Genomic DNA, 15,701 nt, shown 5'->3' on the forward strand with positions numbered 1-15,701 from the left:
TGGCATGGCCGTTAAACGGTTTCCCTGACGGGCTCCGGCGGGGCGCCCGGCAGCCACCCCCGGCGCTCCGCGACGGACCGAGCCCGGCCGGACCGAGCCCGGCCGGACAACCACCGGCCGGCTACTTGACCACGTGCCCCGAGGACTCCCCCACGTCGGAGCCTTCAGCGAGCGCCGCCTCCTCCGCCGCCAGGTCCACGGGGCGCCGCCATCCACGGGACCCCCGCGCCCGCAGCCACGCGGTCGTCTCCTCCGGAGGCATCGCCGCGGCGACCAGCCAGCCCTGGACCGCGTCGCACCCGAGGTCCCGCAGCCGCTCCCACGTCTCGTCGTCCTCGACGCCCTCGGCGACGACGAGCAGCCCCAGCGAGTGCGCGAGGTCCACCGTGCAGCGGACGATCTCCGCGTCCTCGTTGTCGACGGCGAGCCGCGCCACGAAGGAACGGTCGATCTTCAGCTCGCTGACGGGCAGCCGCCGCAGGTGGACCAGCGAGGAGTACCCCGTGCCGAAGTCGTCGAGCGACATCTTGACGCCGTGGCCGGTGAGCCCGGCCAGGGTGTCCGCGGCGCGCTGCGGGTCCTCCAGGAGCACGTGCTCCGTTATCTCCAGCTGGAGCGCCCCCGCGGGGACCCCGTGCCGGGCCAGGCGCGCCGCGACCGCGCCCGCGAAGCCCGGCGTGTGGACGTCGCGCGGCGAGACGTTCACGGCGACCGGGACCTTCAGGCCCTGCGCCTGCCACTTGGCCACCTGGCCGAGCGCCGACTCCAGGACGTACTCCGTCAGGTGCGGCATGAGGCCGGACGATTCGGCGATGGCGATGAACTCGTCCGGCGGCACCTTGCCGCGCTCGGGGTGCACCCAGCGCACCAGCGCTTCGAGGCCCGCGACCTTGCCGTCGAAGCGGACCTTGGGCTGGTAGTGCAGTTCGACGTCGCCCGCGTCCAGCGCCCGCCGCAGGTCGCCGAGGAGCCCGAGCCGGTCCGGAGTGTTGGAGTCCCGCTTGGACTCGTACACCTCGACGCCCGTGCGGTCCCGCTTCGCCTGGTACATCGCCACGTCCGCCCGGCGCAGGAGCCCTTCCGCGTCGAGCGCGTGGTCGGGGAAGACGGCGAGGCCCGCGCTGGCCTCCAGGACGAGGGTGAGGCCGTCGAGGTCGAGCGGTGAGCCGAGGGCCGCGACCAGTTGGCGTGCCACGCGCGTGGCGGACGTCGTGGAGTCGGCGATGGGGAGCAGCACGGCGAACTCGTCGCCGCCGAGCCGGGCCGCCTCCGCGCCGCGCGGCAGCGCGAGCCGCAGCCGGTCCGCGATCTGCAGCAGCAGCCGGTCACCGGCGAGATGCCCGAGGGTGTCGTTGACCGACCGGAAGCGGTCCATGTCGATCAGCATCAGGGCGGACCGTGCCCCGATCCGCTCGGCGTCGTCGAGTGCCGTCCAGGTCCGCTCCAGCAGCCACTGCCGGTTGGGCAGTCCGGTGAGCGGGTCCCTCAGCTGCTCCTCGGCCCGGGCGCGGGCGATCCACAGAGTGGAGTCGAGCGCGACCAGCGGGATCGCGAAGAGGGGCAGCAGGATCGGCAGGGAGATGGCCACCACACAGATCAGCGGTGCGATGCCGAGCAGTGCGATGCCGAGAAGACCTTGTCTGACCAGGGCCGTTCGGGTGACGGTCGGCAGGGCGCCGGTGCGCGGCGCGTGGACGTACCAGAGCAGTACGCGGGTGACGACGAGGTAGGCGACGGCGACCAGGGCCACCTCGGGGGCGGTGTACAGGTCCCAGGTCTCGGGCAGCCAGGGCGATTCGGCCGTCGGTGAGGTGCCGAACGCGGTCAGGGTGAGCGCGCCCGCGCCGATGCCGAGGATGTCGACCGCGCCGTGCAGCACGCCCTGGCGCCAGCGGTGTCTGCGCGCGACGCCGACGAGGACGACAACGGTGAGGCTGACCATTCCGGCGGGCACCCATCCGTACAGCAGGAGTACGGCGACGGTGAGCGCCCCGCCGGAGCCCGTGCCGCCCCACCAGCGGTCCCGGCCGAGGGCGACGAGGTGGCCGACGATGAGTCCGGTGAGGACGGCGAGGGACCAGCCGGCCGTGCCGGAGGGGAACAGCGTGTGCCGGCCCGTGAAGGCCTGGAAGAAGCCCGTGCCCAGCAGGATCGCGGCCGCCGTCACGACCAGGACGGGCAGCAGCGGCCAGGGGTCGCGAGGGTCTTCCTCGGTGGGGCCGCCCACCAGGGCCACGGCGCTCTCCGTGCCGTGTCCGGTGGGAGGGGCGGTCCAGGCCCGCTCACGGGGTTCGATGACGGTGCTCAGCGTCCCGGCCGCCGTCCCGCCCGTGGTGCCCGGGTCGGCGGTCCGCACGGTACGGCGGCCGCGCAGCCAGGTGCCCGGCGCGCGCCACCGGCGCGCGCGCAGCGGTGAGTCTGGGGCGGCGCTCTCGGTCGGTTCCATTCCCGTCCCTCTCACAGCCGGCGGTGCCCACGCCAAACGGACTCGGCCCAAAGGCGGCCGGGTCCGAAAATCCGTCCCCGCGCTCTCGACGAGCAAGGGGATGCACTGCTCCCGAACTCGTGCCGAGCAGGGGATGCCCCCTTCCATGCTCTTGTTGAGCAGGAGATACCCCGTTCGCAGCGGGGCACGGCAGGCGCACACCTCAACAGTAGGCCGCAGAAGGCTTCCACGGGCAGCGGTCGACTACGGTTGCCCGAATGCGACCCGGCCACCCGTATGCATCTGGTATGCGCTGAACGGGTGGCCTTCAACCGCTACTCCTCGGTCGGGAGCGCGACTTCCCTCGCCGCGTCCGGTCCCTGTTCCAGCAGCACAACGAAGCCTTCCTCGTTGAGAACCGGAACCTTCACCTGCATCGCCTTGTCGTACTTCGAACCCGGGTTGTCCCCCACGACCACGAAGGACGTCTTCTTCGAAACGGAACCGGTCACCTTCGCACCCCGAGTCTGCAGCGCCTCTTTCGCGCCATCCCGGGTGTAGTGCTCAAGCGTTCCGGTGACGACGACCGTGAGGCCCTCCAGGGGGCGGGGGCCCTCGTCCTCGCCGCTCGTCTCCTCCTCCATGCGCACCCCGGCCGCCCGCCACTTGCGGAGGATCTCGCGGTGCCACTCCTCGGCGAACCACTGTTTGAGGGAGGCGGCGATGATCGGGCCCACGCCCGCCACGTCCGACAGCTCCTTCTCGGTGGCCTGCTCGATACGGTCGATGGAGCGGAACTCGCGGGCCAGCGCCTCGGCGGCCACCGGGCCGACGTGCCGGATCGAGAGCCCCGTGAGGACGCGGGCGAGCGGGCGCTCCTTGGCCGCCGCGATGTTCTCCAGCATGGCGAGGGTGTTCTTCTTCGCCTCGCCCTGCTGGTTGGCGAAGAAGGCGACGACCTTCTCCTCGCCGGTCTTGGGGTCGCGCTTGGGCAGACCGGAGTCCTGGTCGAGGACGTAGGACTTGATGGGGAGCAGCTCCTCGACCTTCAGGTCGAAGATGTCGCCCTCGTCGAGGATCGGCGGCTCGGCGGGCTCCAGGGGCCTGGTCAGCGCGGCCGCGGCGACGTACCCGAAATTCTCGATGTCCAGGGAATTGCGGCCCGCGAGGTAGAAGAGACGTTCGCGCAACTGGGCCGGGCACGACTGGGCGTTGGGGCAGCGGAGGTCGATGTCGGCCTCCTTCATGGGCCGCAGCGCCGTGCCGCACTCGGGGCACTCGGCGGGCATCTCGAACTCCCGCTCGGTGCCGTCCCGCAGGTCCACGACGGGGCCGAGGATCTCCGGGATGACGTCACCGGCCTTGCGGATGACGACGGTGTCCCCGATGAAGACGCCCTTCTTCTTCACCACGTCCTGGTTGTGCAGGGTCGCGAACTCGACCTCGGAGCCCGCTACGGTGACGGGCTCCAGCTGGGCGTACGGCGTGACGCGGCCGGTGCGGCCGACGCCGACGCGGATGTTGATGAGTTTGGTGTTGGCCTCTTCGGGCGCGTACTTCCAGGCGATCGCCCAGCGCGGGGCACGCGAGGTGGAGCCGAGGCGGCCCTGGAGCGGGATCTCGTCGAGCTTGACGACGACACCGTCGATCTCGTGCTCCACGGAGTGGCGGTGCTCTCCGAAGTACGCGATGAAGTCCTGGATGCCCTGGAGGTCGTCGACGACCTTGTTGTGCTGGGCGGTGGGCAGGCCCCACTCGTGCAGCAGCTCATAGGCGTGGCTGAGGCAGTCGATGTCGAAGCCCTCGCGGGCGCCGATGCCGTGCACGACCATGTGCAGCGGGCGGGTGGCGGTGACGCGCGGGTCCTTCTGGCGCAGTGAACCCGCCGCCGCGTTGCGCGGGTTGGCGAAGGGCTTGTCGCCCGCCTCCACCAGGCGGGCGTTCAGCTCGTCGAACTTCTCCATCGGGAAGAAGACCTCGCCGCGGATCTCCACCAGGGCGGGGACGCGGTCGCCCTTGAGGCGCTGCGGGATGTCGGCGATCGTACGGACGTTCGGCGTGATGTCCTCGCCGGTGCGGCCGTCGCCGCGGGTGGCGGCGCGGGTCAGCTTGCCGTGCTCGTACGTGAGGTTGACGGCGAGGCCGTCGACCTTCAGCTCGCACAGGAAGTGGTGGTCCGGGGTGCCGACATCCTTGGCGACGCGGTCCACCCAGGCGGCGAGCTTCTCGTCGTCGAAGGCGTTGTCGAGGGAGAGCATGCGCTCGCGGTGCTCGACCGCCGTGAACTCCGTCTCGTACGAACCGGAGACCTTCTGGGTGGGTGAGTCCGGCGTCCTGAGCTCCGGATACTTCTCCTCCAGGGCTTCGAGGGAACGCAGGAGCCTGTCGAACTCGGCGTCGCTGACGACCGGCTGGTCCTTCACGTAGTACCGGAAGCGGTGCTCCTCGATCTGTTCGGCCAGCTGGGCATGGTGATCCCGTGCCTCGGCGGGCACAGAGCCTTGCTGTTCGACAGCCACCGTTTCGTCCTCCCGTTACGTCATACCCAATTACTCAGGGTTGTCTGCGAGCGATCTCGCCGCTTTGACGCAGTGGGCGAGCGCCGCGCGCGCGTACGCGGGTGAAGCCCCCGCGAGTCCGCACGACGGAGTGACCGTGACCGACTCCGCGAGCGATCCCGGATTCAGCCCCAGCCTGCGCCACAACGTCCTGACACCCATGACGCTACCGGCAGGGTCTGACAATCGGCCGTCCACGCCCGGCACCACACCGGCGAAGAGCTTCGTGCCGCCCTCGACGGTCTCGCCGATCACCTCGTCGTCACGCTCGGTGAGAAGTGAGGCGTCGAACGAGATCGCATGGGCGCCGGCGCGGCGCAGCAGCGCGAACGGCACGTCCGGCGCGCAGGAGTGCACAACCGTCGGGCCGTACCCCTCCTGGACGGCCAGGACGTCCCGCAGGGTGTCCTCCACGACCTGCCGGTCCACGGCGCGGTGGGTGCGGTACTCGCTGGCGGTCTTGATGTGGCCGCGCAGCACGGCGATGAGCGAGGGCTCGTCGAGCTGCAGCACCACCTGCGCGCCCGGCACCCTGCGGCGCACGTCGGCGAGGTGCTCGCGCAGGCCCTCGGCGAGCGATCCGGCGAGGTCGCGGCAGGCGCCCTGGTCGGAGAGGGCGACCTCGCCGTTGCGCAGCTCCAGGGCGGCGGCGAGCGTCCAGGGGCCGACGGCCTGGACCTTCAGCGGTCCCTCGTACCCCTGGGTGAACTCCTCGAAGGCGTCGAGGTCCTCGCCGAGCCAGGCCCTGGCCCGTTTGGTGTCGCGCCCGGGGCGGTCGCCGATGCGCCAGCCGCTGGGCTCCACGCGCGCGTACAGGTCGACGAGCATGCCGACGGTACGGCCGATCATATCGGCGCCGGGTCCGCGCGCGGGCAGCTCGGCGAGGTACGGGATGCCCTCCTCGGGCCCGTCGAAGCTGCCGGTGACGGTCTTCGCGGCCTCGCGGGCGTCCCCGCCGGGCATGGACCCGACGCCGGTCGCCGGGCCCCAGGTGAATGTGTCGTCGGTGAACGTGTCGCTCATCGGCCCGGCCGCACCGTCAGGTCGTTGACCTCCGCGTCGCGCGGCAGGTCCAGGGCCATGACGATCGTGGTGGCGACCGACTCGGGGTCGATGAAGCGGGAGGGGTCGTACTCCTTGCCCTCCTGCTGGTGCACCTTGACCTGCATGGCGCTCGCCGTGCGGCCGGGGTAGACCGAGGTGACGCGGACGCCGTTGCCGTGCTCCTCCTGGCGCAGGGAGTCGGCGAGCGCCTTCAGGCCGTGCTTGGAGGCGGCGTACGCGGACCAGTCGGCGTTGGCGGTCAGACCCGCGCCCGAGTTGACGAACACCACGTGCCCCTGGCAGACCCGGAGTTGGGGCAGGAAGTGACGGGTCAGCTCGGCGGGGGCGATGAGGTTGACGTTGAGCTGGTGGCGCCAGGCCTTGGGGGTCAGCTCACCGACCGGGCCGAGGTCGACGACGCCCGCGATGTGCAGGAGGGAGTCCACGCGCGCGGGCAGCGACTGGTGCCCGAAGGCCCAGGAGAGCTTGTCGGGCTCGGACAGGTCGCCCACGAGCGTGCTCGCCCCGGGGAACCGGGCGGCGAGCTCCTTGGCGCGGCCCGCGTCCCGCGCGTGCAGGACGAGGTCGTCGCCGCGTGCGTGCAGGCGGCGGGCGACGGCCGCGCCGATGCCGGAGCCGGCCCCGGTGATCACATGTGTTGCCATACCCGCCATGCTCGCATCACCGGGTGCCGTGTGATTCCTCCAGGTAGGCCAGCGCGCCCACCGGCTCCTCGGCGAAGAAGACCAGGTCGGTCAGCGGCAGGGGCAGGAAGCCCTCGTCCTCCATGCGCCGGAACTGTTCCTTGAGGCCGTCGTAGAAGCCCGCGGAGTTCAGCAGGACCACCGGCTTGGTGTGCTTGCCGTGCTTCTTGAGCTCCAGGATCTCGGTGGCCTCGTCGAGCGTGCCGGTACCGCCGACCATGATCACGACCGCGTCGGCCTTCTCCAGGAGGAGCGCCTTGCGCTCGGCGAGGTCGCGCGCGATCACCATCTCGTGGGGCTCGGTGACGGCCCTGGCCTTGGCCGCGAGGAAGTCGACGGAGACACCGACGAGCCGCCCGCCCGCCTCGTCGACACCGTCCGCCACGACCTTCATCAGGCCGCTCTCCGAACCGCCCCACACCAGGGTGTGCCCGCCCTTGCCGAGCAGTTCGGCGAACTCCCGCGCGGGGCGGGTGTAACGGTCGTCGAGGTCGGCGGCGGAGAGGAAGACGCAAATGTTCATGCGCCCACGGTACGGTCCGACTCTGACAGCACCTGCCGAGGAGGACATGCCGTGACCAAGGGACACCGGATCACCGTCGAGCAGGGCACGGACCACGTGCGCGTGGTGCACGACGGCCAGGTCGTGGCGGAGAGCCGCCGTCCGCTGCTGCTGCGCGAGACGGGCTACCCCGTACGCCACTACCTGCCTCCGGAGGACGTGCGTACGGATCTGCTGACGCCGTCCGCGACGACCACGCACTGCCCCTTCAAGGGCACGGCTTCCTACTGGTCGCTGCCGGGCGCGCAGGACGCGGTGTGGGCGTACCGGGAGCCGAAGCCGGAGGTGGCGGCCGTCAAGGACCACTACTGCTTCTACGACGCGGAGATCACCGCACAGCAGGGATAGCCACGGGGGCGACAGGGCCAGTCACCGGATGGCGGCGGCGAACGTCTTGCGGTAGGCCGCCGGTGAGACGCCGAGCACCGCACGCATGTGCTGGCGCAGGGAGTTGCCGGTGCCCAACCCCGCCCGGTGGGCGACCACGTCCACGGGCAGATCGCTCGACTCCAGGAGCTGGCGGGCCAGTTCGATGCGCTGAGTGGTCAGCCAGCGCCCGGGAGGCATGCCGACCTCCTCCTGGAAGCGGCGCGTGAAGGTCCGCAGGCTCATGCGCGCGTGGGCGGCCAGCTCGCCCAGGGGCAGGGGCTCCTGGAGCCGTTCGAGGGCCCACGCGCGCGTGGCGGCCGTCGTGGCGAGCGTGGGCTCGGGGACGGGCCGTTCGATGTACTGCGCCTGCCCGCCCTCGCGCCAGGGCGGGACCACACAGAAGCGGGCGACGCGGTGGGCGACGGCGCTGCCGTGGTCGCGGCGCAGCAGGTGCAGGCAGAGGTCGATGCCCGCGCCGACACCGGCCGCCGTCAGGAGGTCGCCGTCCCTCGCGGCGCTCACCGCCTGGCAGGGCCTCATCGAGACGGCCGGGCTGCGCGCCGGACAGCGGGTGCTGATCCACGCGGCCGCCGGCGGCGTGGGACACCTCGCCGTGCAGATCGCCAAGGCGCGGGGCGCGTACGTCATCGGAACCGCCCGCGAGGAGAAGCACGAGTTCCTGCGCGGACTCGGCGCGGACGAAGTCGTCGACTACGCGCGCGTGGACTTCGCCGAGGCGGTCAGCGACGTGGACGTGGTCCTCGACGGCGTGGGCGGCGCGTACGGCACGCGCTCCCTGGCCGTCCTGCGCCCCGGCGACCACCTGGTGACGCTGCCCGACCCGGGCGGCCTGCCGGACCCGGCACGGGCCGCGGAACTCGGCGTGCACGCCGGCTGGACGGTCGTAGAACCGGACCGCCTGGGCCTCCTGGAGATCGCCCGTCTGGTGGACGAGGGCAAGCTCCGCGTCGAGATCGACACGGTGCTGCCCCTGGAGGACGCCGCGAAGGCCCACGCGTACGGCGAGCAGGGCCGCACGCAGGGCAAGATCGTCCTGCGGGTCCACTGATCAACTGGGCTGCTGATCAGGCCACGAGGGCGGGCGGTGGCGTTTGACGGAGGGCCAGCTCGAACCACATGGTCTTGCCGCCCGGCCCGTACGGCCCCTCCCCTATGCCTGGACACCGTGGAGGTGGACTCACCAATCGGCGCTGTCTTCTTCGACTCCCCCACCCAACTGGCCAACTTCCGTCGCCGTCTGGACTTGGTCGAACGGGTGGCGTTGAATCCGAGTGAGTCGAGGAACCGAATCCTCGAAATCGCCGGAGATCTGTAGAGGTACCCGTTTTGTCCGAGCTGAAGTGGCGCAAGTCCTCGTTCTCGGAGGCTTCTGGCAACGCATGCGTCGAGATAGCCGCGACCGCCCCCGAGGGCATCGCCCTCCGCGAAAGCGACAGCCCGGCCGACGTACTGACGACGGACCGGGCCGCGCTGGGGGCGCTGGTGCGGAGTCTCAAGGCGGCGTACGTCTTCGAGTGACCGGTGTGCGAGCCTTCGACCGCGCGGGGCCCGGTCAGACCGCCGCCGTCACCCGCTCCGTAGTGGCGATCGTCGCCGAGCCCACCACGCGCGTGCCGTCGTACAGCACGATCGCCTGGCCGGGGGCCACGCCCCGGACCGGCTCGGTGAAGGAGACCCGCAGCTCCGAGCCGTCGACCAGCTCGGCGGTGACCTCCGTCTCGCCGCCGTGGGCCCGCAGCTGCGCCGTGTACGTGCCGGGGCCGGAGGGGGCCGCCCCGCACCAGCGGGGCTTGATGGCCGTCAGGGCGGAGACGTCCAGGGCCGCGGCCGGGCCCACCGTCACCGTGTTGTTCACCGGGGAGATGTCCAGGACGTACCGCGGCTTGCCGTCGGGGGCCGGGGTGCCGATCCGCAGGCCCTTGCGCTGGCCGATCGTGTAGCCGTACGCCCCCTCGTGGGTGCCCAGGATCTCCCCGGACTCGTCGACGATGTCGCCCTCCGCCTTGCCGAGGCGGGCGGCGAGGAAGCCCTGGGTGTCGCCGTCGGCGATGAAGCAGATGTCGTGGCTGTCGGGCTTCTTGGCGACGGCGAGGCCGCGCTCCTCGGCCTCCGCGCGGATCTCCTCCTTGGTGGTGAGCGTGTCACCGAGGGGGAACATCGCGTGGGCGAGCTGACGGTCGTCCAGGACCCCGAGGACGTAGCTCTGGTCCTTGGCCATGTCGGAGGCGCGGTGCAGCTCGCGCGTGCCGTCGTCGTTCACGACGACCGTGGCGTAGTGGCCGGTCACCACCGCGTCGAAGCCGAGCGCCAGGGCCTTGTCCAGGAGCGCGGCGAACTTGATCTTCTCGTTGCAGCGCAGGCACGGGTTGGGGGTGCGCCCCGCCTCGTACTCGGCGACGAAGTCGTCGACCACGTCCTCGCGGAACCGCTCGGCGAGGTCCCACACGTAGAACGGGATGCCGATGACGTCCGCGGCGCGGCGGGCGTCGCGCGAGTCCTCGATGGTGCAGCAGCCCCGCGCGCCCGTGCGGAACGACTGCGGGTTCGCCGAGAGCGCGAGGTGCACTCCCGTCACGTCGTGTCCCGCCTCGGCGGCGCGGGCGGCGGCGACGGCGGAGTCCACGCCGCCGGACATGGCGGCCAGGACACGGAGGGGGCGCGGGGAGGGCTGCGGGGTCTCGGTCAAAGTCATAGCTCTAACAGAGTACGGGCCCGCGGGAACCGGATGCCCGTGAGTAAGCGTTGACGATCATATGGGGGAACCAGAGGGGCAGAAGCCGGGAAGCCGCGGAGTCAGCCGGCGCACCCTGCTGATCGGCGGCGGGGTGGCCGCCGCCGGCACGGCCATGCTCGCCCGGGACGATCTTGGGCGGCTGTGGTGGCGGATGCCCGGCGTGGTCAAGAAGCGCAAGGAGGGCGAGGTCGACACCCGGGGCGCCCAGTGGATAGCCGCGTCGGACTACAACTGGCGGCGCGCGGACCGCCCCGACGACTACGACATCGACCGCGTCGTCATCCACGTCGTCCAGGGGGGCTACGACACGGCGCTGCGCGTCTTCAAGGATCCGGGGCACGGCGCCGCCACGCACTACGTGGTGCGCAAGGACGGGCACGTGGCGCAGATGATCCGCGAGCTGGACGTGGCGTTCCACGCGGGCAACAGGAGCTACAACGAACGCAGCATCGGCATCGAGCACGAGGGCTTCGTCGACAAGAAGTCGTCGTTCACGGACAAGATGTACACCGCCTCCGCCGCGCTGACCGCCGGGATATGCGAGCGGTACGACATCCCGGTGGACCGCGACCACATCATCGGGCACGTCGAGGTGCCGGGCACGGACCACACGGATCCCGGCCCGCACTGGGACTGGGACCGGTACATGCGCCTGGTGCGGGCCGCCGCGCGCGAAGGTCCCGGGAGGACCGCGAAGAAGGCCTAGCTCAGGCCCGCCGACCGCGCCCGCTCCACCGCCGGGCCGATCGCCGCGGCCACCGCGTCGACGTCCGCCCTCGTCGACGTGTGGCCGAGGGAGAAGCGGAGCGTGCCGCGCGCCAGGTCGGGGTCGGTGCCCGTGGCGAGCAGGACGTGGCTGGGCTGGGCGACGCCCGCCGTGCACGCCGACCCGGTGGAGCACTCGATGCCCTGCGCGTCGAGCAGCAGCAGCAGGGAGTCGCCCTCGCAGCCGGGGAAGGTGAAGTGCGCGTTGGCGGGCAGTCGGCCCGTCGGCGACGGGTCGCCGCCGAGGATCGCCTCGGGGACCGCCGAGCGGACCGCGGCCACCAGGTCGTCGCGGAGCGCGCCGATCCCGGCGGCGAACCGCTCGCGGTGCTCGGCGGCGTACTCCCCGGCGACGGCGAAGGCGGCGATGGCGGGCACATCGAGGGTCCCGGAGCGCACATGCCGCTCCTGGCCGCCGCCGTGCAGCACGGGCACGGGGCTGTACTCGCGGCCGAGCAGCAGCGCGCCGATGCCGTACGGCCCGCCGATCTTGTGCCCGGAGACGGTCATCGCGGCGAGCCCGGAGGCGCCGAAGTCGACGGGGATCTGGCCGTAGGCCTGTACGGCGTCGGCGTGCAGCGGGATGCCGAACTCGGCGGCGACGTCGGCCAGTTCACGGACGGGCTGGATCGTGCCGATCTCGTTGTTGGCCCACATGACGGTGGCCAGGGCGACGTCGTCGGGGTTCCGCTCGATCGCCGCACGCAGCGCGTCGGGGTGGACGCGGCCGTACGAGTCGACCGGCAGGTACTCGACGGTGGCGCCCTCGTGCTCCCCGAGCCAGTGGACGGCGTCGAGGACGGCGTGGTGTTCGACGGGGCTGGCGAGAACGCGGGTGCGGGCCGGGTCCGCGTCGCGGCGGGCCCAGTACAGGCCCTTCACGGCGAGGTTGTCGGCCTCGGTGCCGCCGGAGGTGAAGACCACCTCGCTGGGGCGTGCGCCGAGCGACTCGGCGAGCGTCTCGCGGGCCTCCTCGACGGTACGGCGCGCCCTGCGGCCCGCCGCGTGCAGCGAGGAGGCGTTGCCGGTGACGGCGATCTGCGCGGTCATCGCCGCGATCGCCTCCGGGAGCATCGGAGTGGTCGCTGCGTGGTCGAGGTAGGCCATGGTGCGCACGATTCTACGAGCCGCGCGGCACCGGACGACCCCGCGGTATCAGCCTCCGAGACCCCAGGACACGGTGTTGTCCATCGAGACCAGCGCGGCGAGGACGATCAGGTCGGCCACACCGAGCCCGAGTCCCAGCAGCGCACGGCCCCTTCGGGCGGTGCCGCGCCACAGGGCGACGCTCGCGAGGACGATCGCGACGGGGCCGAGAAAGATGTTCAGGACGAGCAGCCCGAGAAGGCCGCAGACGAAGGAGGCGACGGCCATGCCGTCGGTGTCGCGGCGTCCGGTGGGGCGTTCGGCACGGGTTTCAGTACGGGCCTCGGTGCGGGCCTCGGTGCGGGCCTCGGTGCGGGTTTCACTACTGGCCTCAGTACGGGCTTCAGTACCGCGTTCGGTGGTGAGTGCCATGGTCCGACTCCTTGCAGGTGGAGTTGCCGTGCGGATCTGGGGCGATGGCCGCTCAGTGGTGACGCGTGCCGCGCTCGCGGATCGCGAAGACGACCAGCCATACGCCGATGACCGCGGCGGCGACGAGAGTGACCGGCAGCGGGGTGTGGGCCACGGAACCCATGGCGACACCCAGCAGGAGCAGGGCGGCGACAAGGAAGATCACGAGAGATTCCTCTCCGGTTCGGTGAACGCTTGTGGTAACAACTGTTCACTGACTTACAGAGTACCCCCTCCGCGCTTTCAAAACTCGGAGAACAGTTGTTGACTGCATGGCATGAGTCACACGCTCGGCGTCCGGCAGGCCCAGAAGCAGAAGACCCGGCAGGCGCTCCTCGACGCGGCGCTCCAGCTGCTTGAGGAGCAGAGCCTCAGCAGCCTGGGCCTGCGCGAGGTCACCCGCGCCGTGGGTGTCGCCCCCACCGCCTTCTACCGGCACTTCCGCGACACGGCCGACCTGGGCGTGGCCCTCGTCGAGGAGGCGCTCGGCAGCCTGCACACCGCGCTCACCGCCCTGCTCGCCGCGACCGGCGACCGCGCGGGAGAGGACGACGGGGAGGAGCGCATCGCGGCCACCGTCGAACTGATCGCCGCGTACGTCCGCGCCCACCCCGCCCACGTCCGCTTCATCGCCCGCGAGCAGCACGGCGGCGTGCAGTCGGTGCGCGCCGCGATAGGCGGCCAACTCGCGCTGTTCGCGGAGGAAGTGAAGGATCAGTTCGCCAGGGAACCGGAGGCGGCAGGCTGGGCCGAGGACGATCTGCTGATGCTCGCCGGGATGTACGTCGACCACATGGTCATGACCGCGTCCGCGCTCCTGGAGGCGGGGCGGGACCCGCGGGCCGCCGAGCGGGTGGCGGCCACGGCGCGCCGACAGCTGCGGCTCGTCAGCCTCGGCCGCCGCCACTGGCTGGACGAGCGCTGACACCGGCCGATCCCGAACACCGGCCGATCCCGAAGACCGGCCGATCCCGAAGACCGGCCGACCCCGAACACCGACCGACCCCGAGCATCGACCGGCCCGGAACACCGACCCCCTCCGGCGCAAGCGGCGGCTCCTCGACTCCCACGTAAGGGGCAACTAACCTCTACGCTCATGACGATCGCCGACGACACCTGGACCCTCGACCGCACCTTCCCCAGCTCCTCGGGCGCCGTCCGCTGGGCCGCGCTCGGCCCCGCCGACGCCCCGCCCGTCGTACTCGTGCACGGCACGCCCTTCTCGTCGTACGTCTGGCGGGGCGTCGCCCGGGCCCTCGCGCGTGAACACCGCGTGTACGTATGGGACTTGGCCGGATATGGCGCATCGGAGATGCGGGAGGGGCAGGACGTCTCGCTCGCCGCGCAGGGCCGCGTCCTGACCGAGCTGCTCGACCACTGGGGTCTTGAGCGGCCCGCCGTCCTCGCCCACGACTTCGGCGGCTGCGTCGCCCTGCGCGCGCGGCTGCTGCACGGCGCCCGCTACGACCGTCTCGCCCTCGTCGACCCGGTGGCCCTCGCCCCCTGGGGCTCCCCCACCTACCGGCTCCTCGGCGCGCACCCCGACGTCTTCGCGCAGCTGCCACCCGGCCTGCACGAAGCGCTCGTACGCGAGTACGTGGGCTCGGCGAGCCACCGCGGTCTGCACCCGGCGGTGCTCGACCGGCTGGTGGCGCCCTGGTGCACGGACGAGGGCAGGCCCGCCTTCTACCGGCAGATCGAGCAGAACGACCAGCGCTACACCGACGAGATCCAGGGCAGGTACGGCGAGCTGGACCTGCCCGTGCTGATCTGCTGGGGCGCCGACGACACCTGGATCCCGGTGGAGCGCGGCCATGAACTGGCCAAGGCGATCCCAGGTGCCGAGCTTCACGTGATCGACGGCGCGGGACATCTCGTACAGGAGGACGCGCCCGCCGAACTCACCGGGGAGCTGGCGCGTTTTCTCCAGGACCGGCTGCCTCAGGAGGGCCGTACAGCGGTCCGTACAGCGGTTCGTACGGCGGGCCGTACAGCGCGATGACCGAGGCTGCGGCGCGGGCGAGTTCCTCGCGGATCTCCGGTGGCGAGAGCACCTCGACGTGATGGGTGAACGGCAGCAGCATCTTGGCGGCGCCCACCACCTCGTACGCGAGGCGCACCGTGATCCACTCGCTCACGCCGTCGTCCTCGGGGCGCTCGGCGAGCGCGTGGCCGTTGATGCGCAGGAACTGGTCGAAGCGGGCCCTGCGCACCCGGGCGGTCACCGCGATGCCACCCGGCCGCTCCTCCACCTGGCGTCTCAACACCGCCCATACGTCGGCCAGTTCGACGCCAGGCCGCCGCTGGGCCGGGGCGTCGGTGAGGGCCGCCGAGTGGACCCGGTCGACGCGGAAGAGACGCGGGGCGCCGCGCCGGTCCGCGACGAGGTACCAGACGCCCGCCTTGGACACCAGGCCGTACGGGTCGACGGTGTACGTCCTCGGCTGCGCGGCGCCGCTGTGCCGGTAGCGCAGCCGCAGCCGCCGGTCGGCGAAGACCGCGTCCTGGAGCGCCTCCAGGTCGACGCTCATGCGCGGCCCCGGCATCCAGCGCGAGGCGTCGACGAGGATGCGGCGGCTCGCCAGCTCGGCGGCGGGCCGGTGCGGTGCGGGCAGCGCGGCCATGACCTTGCGCAGCGCCGAGCCGAGCGCCTCGTCCAGGCCGAGTGCGGCGTGCGCGCCCTGCGCGGCGAGGACGAACAGCGCCCGCGACTCGTCGGCGGTCAGCCCCGTCACGTCGGTGCGGAAACCGGCGAGCAGCTCGATGCCGCCGTGCCGCCCCCGCTCGGCGTAGACCGGGACACCGGAGGCGGACAGGGCCTCGATGTCCCGGTAGATGGTGCGGACGGAGACTTCGAGCCGCTCGGCGAGCTCGTGCGCGGGCACCCGGCCGCGGGTCTGGAGCAGCAGCAGGATCGAGAGCAGCCGGTCAGCTTTCACGCCGTCCAGGATCCCCCACGGCC

At 71.8% G+C, this 15,701-nt stretch carries 16 protein-coding genes and 2 pseudogenes; 7 read left to right on the forward strand and 11 right to left on the reverse strand.

What is annotated here, in order from left to right:
• Positions 1–121: 121 nt before the first annotated feature.
• From ACWDVB_RS24215 to ACWDVB_RS24235, 5 genes are all read right to left on the reverse strand, one after another.
• Positions 122–2,446 (reverse strand): putative bifunctional diguanylate cyclase/phosphodiesterase, encoded by a 2,325-nt coding sequence (locus ACWDVB_RS24215; protein ID WP_451516667.1) that lies wholly within the window; start codon positions 2,444–2,446, stop codon positions 122–124.
• Positions 2,447–2,760: 314 nt separating this feature from the next.
• Positions 2,761–4,944 carry an NAD-dependent DNA ligase LigA gene (gene ligA, locus ACWDVB_RS24220; protein ID WP_451516666.1) on the reverse strand — a complete coding sequence of 728 codons (2,184 nt, stop codon included), beginning with the start codon at positions 4,942–4,944 and terminating at the stop codon, positions 2,761–2,763.
• Between the two features lie 30 nt (positions 4,945–4,974).
• Positions 4,975–6,006 (reverse strand): methionine synthase, encoded by a 1,032-nt coding sequence (locus tag ACWDVB_RS24225; protein ID WP_451516665.1) that lies wholly within the window; start codon positions 6,004–6,006, stop codon positions 4,975–4,977.
• Positions 6,003–6,701 carry an SDR family oxidoreductase gene (locus ACWDVB_RS24230; RefSeq protein WP_451516664.1) on the reverse strand — a complete coding sequence of 233 codons (699 nt, stop codon included), beginning with the start codon at positions 6,699–6,701 and terminating at the stop codon, positions 6,003–6,005. Before ACWDVB_RS24230 ends, ACWDVB_RS24225 begins: the two co-directional genes overlap by 4 nt.
• 7 nt (positions 6,702–6,708) lie before the next feature.
• On the reverse strand, positions 6,709–7,254 hold the full coding sequence (locus tag ACWDVB_RS24235; protein WP_451516663.1) for an LOG family protein: 546 nt from the start codon (positions 7,252–7,254) through the stop codon (positions 6,709–6,711).
• A 51-nt stretch (positions 7,255–7,305) separates the two neighbouring features.
• On the opposite strand from ACWDVB_RS24235, the gene ACWDVB_RS24240 reads away from it, so the two are divergent.
• Positions 7,306–7,641 carry a DUF427 domain-containing protein gene (locus ACWDVB_RS24240; protein ID WP_451516662.1) on the forward strand — a complete coding sequence of 112 codons (336 nt, stop codon included), beginning with the start codon at positions 7,306–7,308 and terminating at the stop codon, positions 7,639–7,641.
• A gap of 21 nt (positions 7,642–7,662) precedes the next feature.
• On the opposite strand, the pseudogene ACWDVB_RS24245 reads toward ACWDVB_RS24240, so the two are convergent.
• Positions 7,663–8,169, reverse strand: a pseudogene (locus ACWDVB_RS24245) (GlxA family transcriptional regulator); the annotation flags it as partial.
• 1 nt (position 8,170) lies between these two features.
• Here ACWDVB_RS24245 and ACWDVB_RS24250 point away from each other — a divergent pair.
• From ACWDVB_RS24250 to ACWDVB_RS24260, 3 genes and pseudogenes are all read left to right on the forward strand, one after another.
• Positions 8,171–8,731: pseudogene (locus ACWDVB_RS24250) on the forward strand (NADP-dependent oxidoreductase); the annotation flags it as partial.
• 123 nt (positions 8,732–8,854) lie between these two features.
• A complete protein-coding gene (locus tag ACWDVB_RS24255; RefSeq protein WP_451611995.1) occupies positions 8,855–8,998 on the forward strand; it encodes a hypothetical protein in 144 nt (47 codons plus the stop codon).
• Positions 8,999–9,009: 11 nt separating this feature from the next.
• On the forward strand, positions 9,010–9,201 hold the full coding sequence (locus tag ACWDVB_RS24260) for a DUF397 domain-containing protein (protein WP_451516660.1): 192 nt from the start codon (positions 9,010–9,012) through the stop codon (positions 9,199–9,201).
• 34 nt (positions 9,202–9,235) lie between these two features.
• Here the strand turns inward: ACWDVB_RS24260 and mnmA are convergent, their stop codons facing one another.
• On the reverse strand, positions 9,236–10,369 hold the full coding sequence (mnmA, locus tag ACWDVB_RS24265) for a tRNA 2-thiouridine(34) synthase MnmA (protein WP_451516710.1): 1,134 nt from the start codon (positions 10,367–10,369) through the stop codon (positions 9,236–9,238).
• Positions 10,370–10,436: 67 nt separating this feature from the next.
• Here mnmA and ACWDVB_RS24270 point away from each other — a divergent pair, with 67 nt between their 5' ends.
• Positions 10,437–11,123: an N-acetylmuramoyl-L-alanine amidase gene (locus ACWDVB_RS24270; protein WP_451516659.1), complete on the forward strand. Its 687-nt coding sequence runs from the start codon at positions 10,437–10,439 to the stop codon at positions 11,121–11,123.
• Here ACWDVB_RS24270 and ACWDVB_RS24275 read toward each other — a convergent pair.
• The 3 genes from ACWDVB_RS24275 to ACWDVB_RS24285 form a co-directional block, all read right to left on the reverse strand.
• On the reverse strand, positions 11,120–12,289 hold the full coding sequence (locus ACWDVB_RS24275) for a cysteine desulfurase family protein (protein ID WP_451516658.1): 1,170 nt from the start codon (positions 12,287–12,289) through the stop codon (positions 11,120–11,122). The genes ACWDVB_RS24270 and ACWDVB_RS24275 overlap by 4 nt on opposite strands.
• Positions 12,290–12,337: 48 nt before the next feature.
• Positions 12,338–12,556: a DUF4190 domain-containing protein gene (locus tag ACWDVB_RS24280; protein ID WP_451516709.1), complete on the reverse strand. Its 219-nt coding sequence runs from the start codon at positions 12,554–12,556 to the stop codon at positions 12,338–12,340.
• 196 nt (positions 12,557–12,752) lie between these two features.
• Entirely contained in the window at positions 12,753–12,905 is a 153-nt protein-coding gene (locus ACWDVB_RS24285; RefSeq protein WP_451516657.1) for a hypothetical protein, read from the reverse strand.
• A gap of 111 nt (positions 12,906–13,016) precedes the next feature.
• Between ACWDVB_RS24285 and ACWDVB_RS24290 the strand changes: the two genes are divergently transcribed.
• A complete protein-coding gene (locus tag ACWDVB_RS24290) occupies positions 13,017–13,664 on the forward strand; it encodes a TetR family transcriptional regulator (protein WP_451516656.1) in 648 nt (215 codons plus the stop codon).
• 171 nt (positions 13,665–13,835) lie between these two features.
• Positions 13,836–14,741 carry an alpha/beta fold hydrolase gene (locus ACWDVB_RS24295; RefSeq protein WP_451516655.1) on the forward strand — a complete coding sequence of 302 codons (906 nt, stop codon included), beginning with the start codon at positions 13,836–13,838 and terminating at the stop codon, positions 14,739–14,741.
• On the opposite strand, the gene ACWDVB_RS24300 is transcribed toward ACWDVB_RS24295, so the two are convergent.
• A complete protein-coding gene (locus ACWDVB_RS24300) occupies positions 14,641–15,678 on the reverse strand; it encodes a helix-turn-helix transcriptional regulator (RefSeq protein WP_451516654.1) in 1,038 nt (345 codons plus the stop codon). The genes ACWDVB_RS24295 and ACWDVB_RS24300 overlap by 101 nt on opposite strands.
• Positions 15,679–15,701: the final 23 nt, after the last annotated feature.

It is taken from the genome of Streptomyces sp. NPDC003379 (genome assembly GCF_053589195.1).

Excerpts from the sequence above, each read along its gene's own strand:
- ACWDVB_RS24290 (WP_451516656.1), top strand. The coding sequence starts at position 13,017 with ATGAGTCACACGCTCGGCGTCCGGCAGGCCCAGAAGCAGAAGACCCGG.
- ACWDVB_RS24235 (WP_451516663.1), bottom strand. The coding sequence starts at position 7,254 with ATGAACATTTGCGTCTTCCTCTCCGCCGCCGACCTCGACGACCGTTAC.
- ACWDVB_RS24280 (WP_451516709.1), bottom strand. The coding sequence starts at position 12,556 with ATGGCCGTCGCCTCCTTCGTCTGCGGCCTTCTCGGGCTGCTCGTCCTG.
- ACWDVB_RS24215 (WP_451516667.1), bottom strand. The coding sequence starts at position 2,446 with ATGGAACCGACCGAGAGCGCCGCCCCAGACTCACCGCTGCGCGCGCGC.
- ACWDVB_RS24270 (WP_451516659.1), top strand. The coding sequence starts at position 10,437 with ATGGGGGAACCAGAGGGGCAGAAGCCGGGAAGCCGCGGAGTCAGCCGG.
- ACWDVB_RS24230 (WP_451516664.1), bottom strand. The coding sequence starts at position 6,701 with ATGGCGGGTATGGCAACACATGTGATCACCGGGGCCGGCTCCGGCATC.
- ACWDVB_RS24295 (WP_451516655.1), top strand. The coding sequence starts at position 13,836 with ATGACGATCGCCGACGACACCTGGACCCTCGACCGCACCTTCCCCAGC.
- ACWDVB_RS24225 (WP_451516665.1), bottom strand. The coding sequence starts at position 6,006 with ATGAGCGACACGTTCACCGACGACACATTCACCTGGGGCCCGGCGACC.
- ACWDVB_RS24275 (WP_451516658.1), bottom strand. The coding sequence starts at position 12,289 with ATGGCCTACCTCGACCACGCAGCGACCACTCCGATGCTCCCGGAGGCG.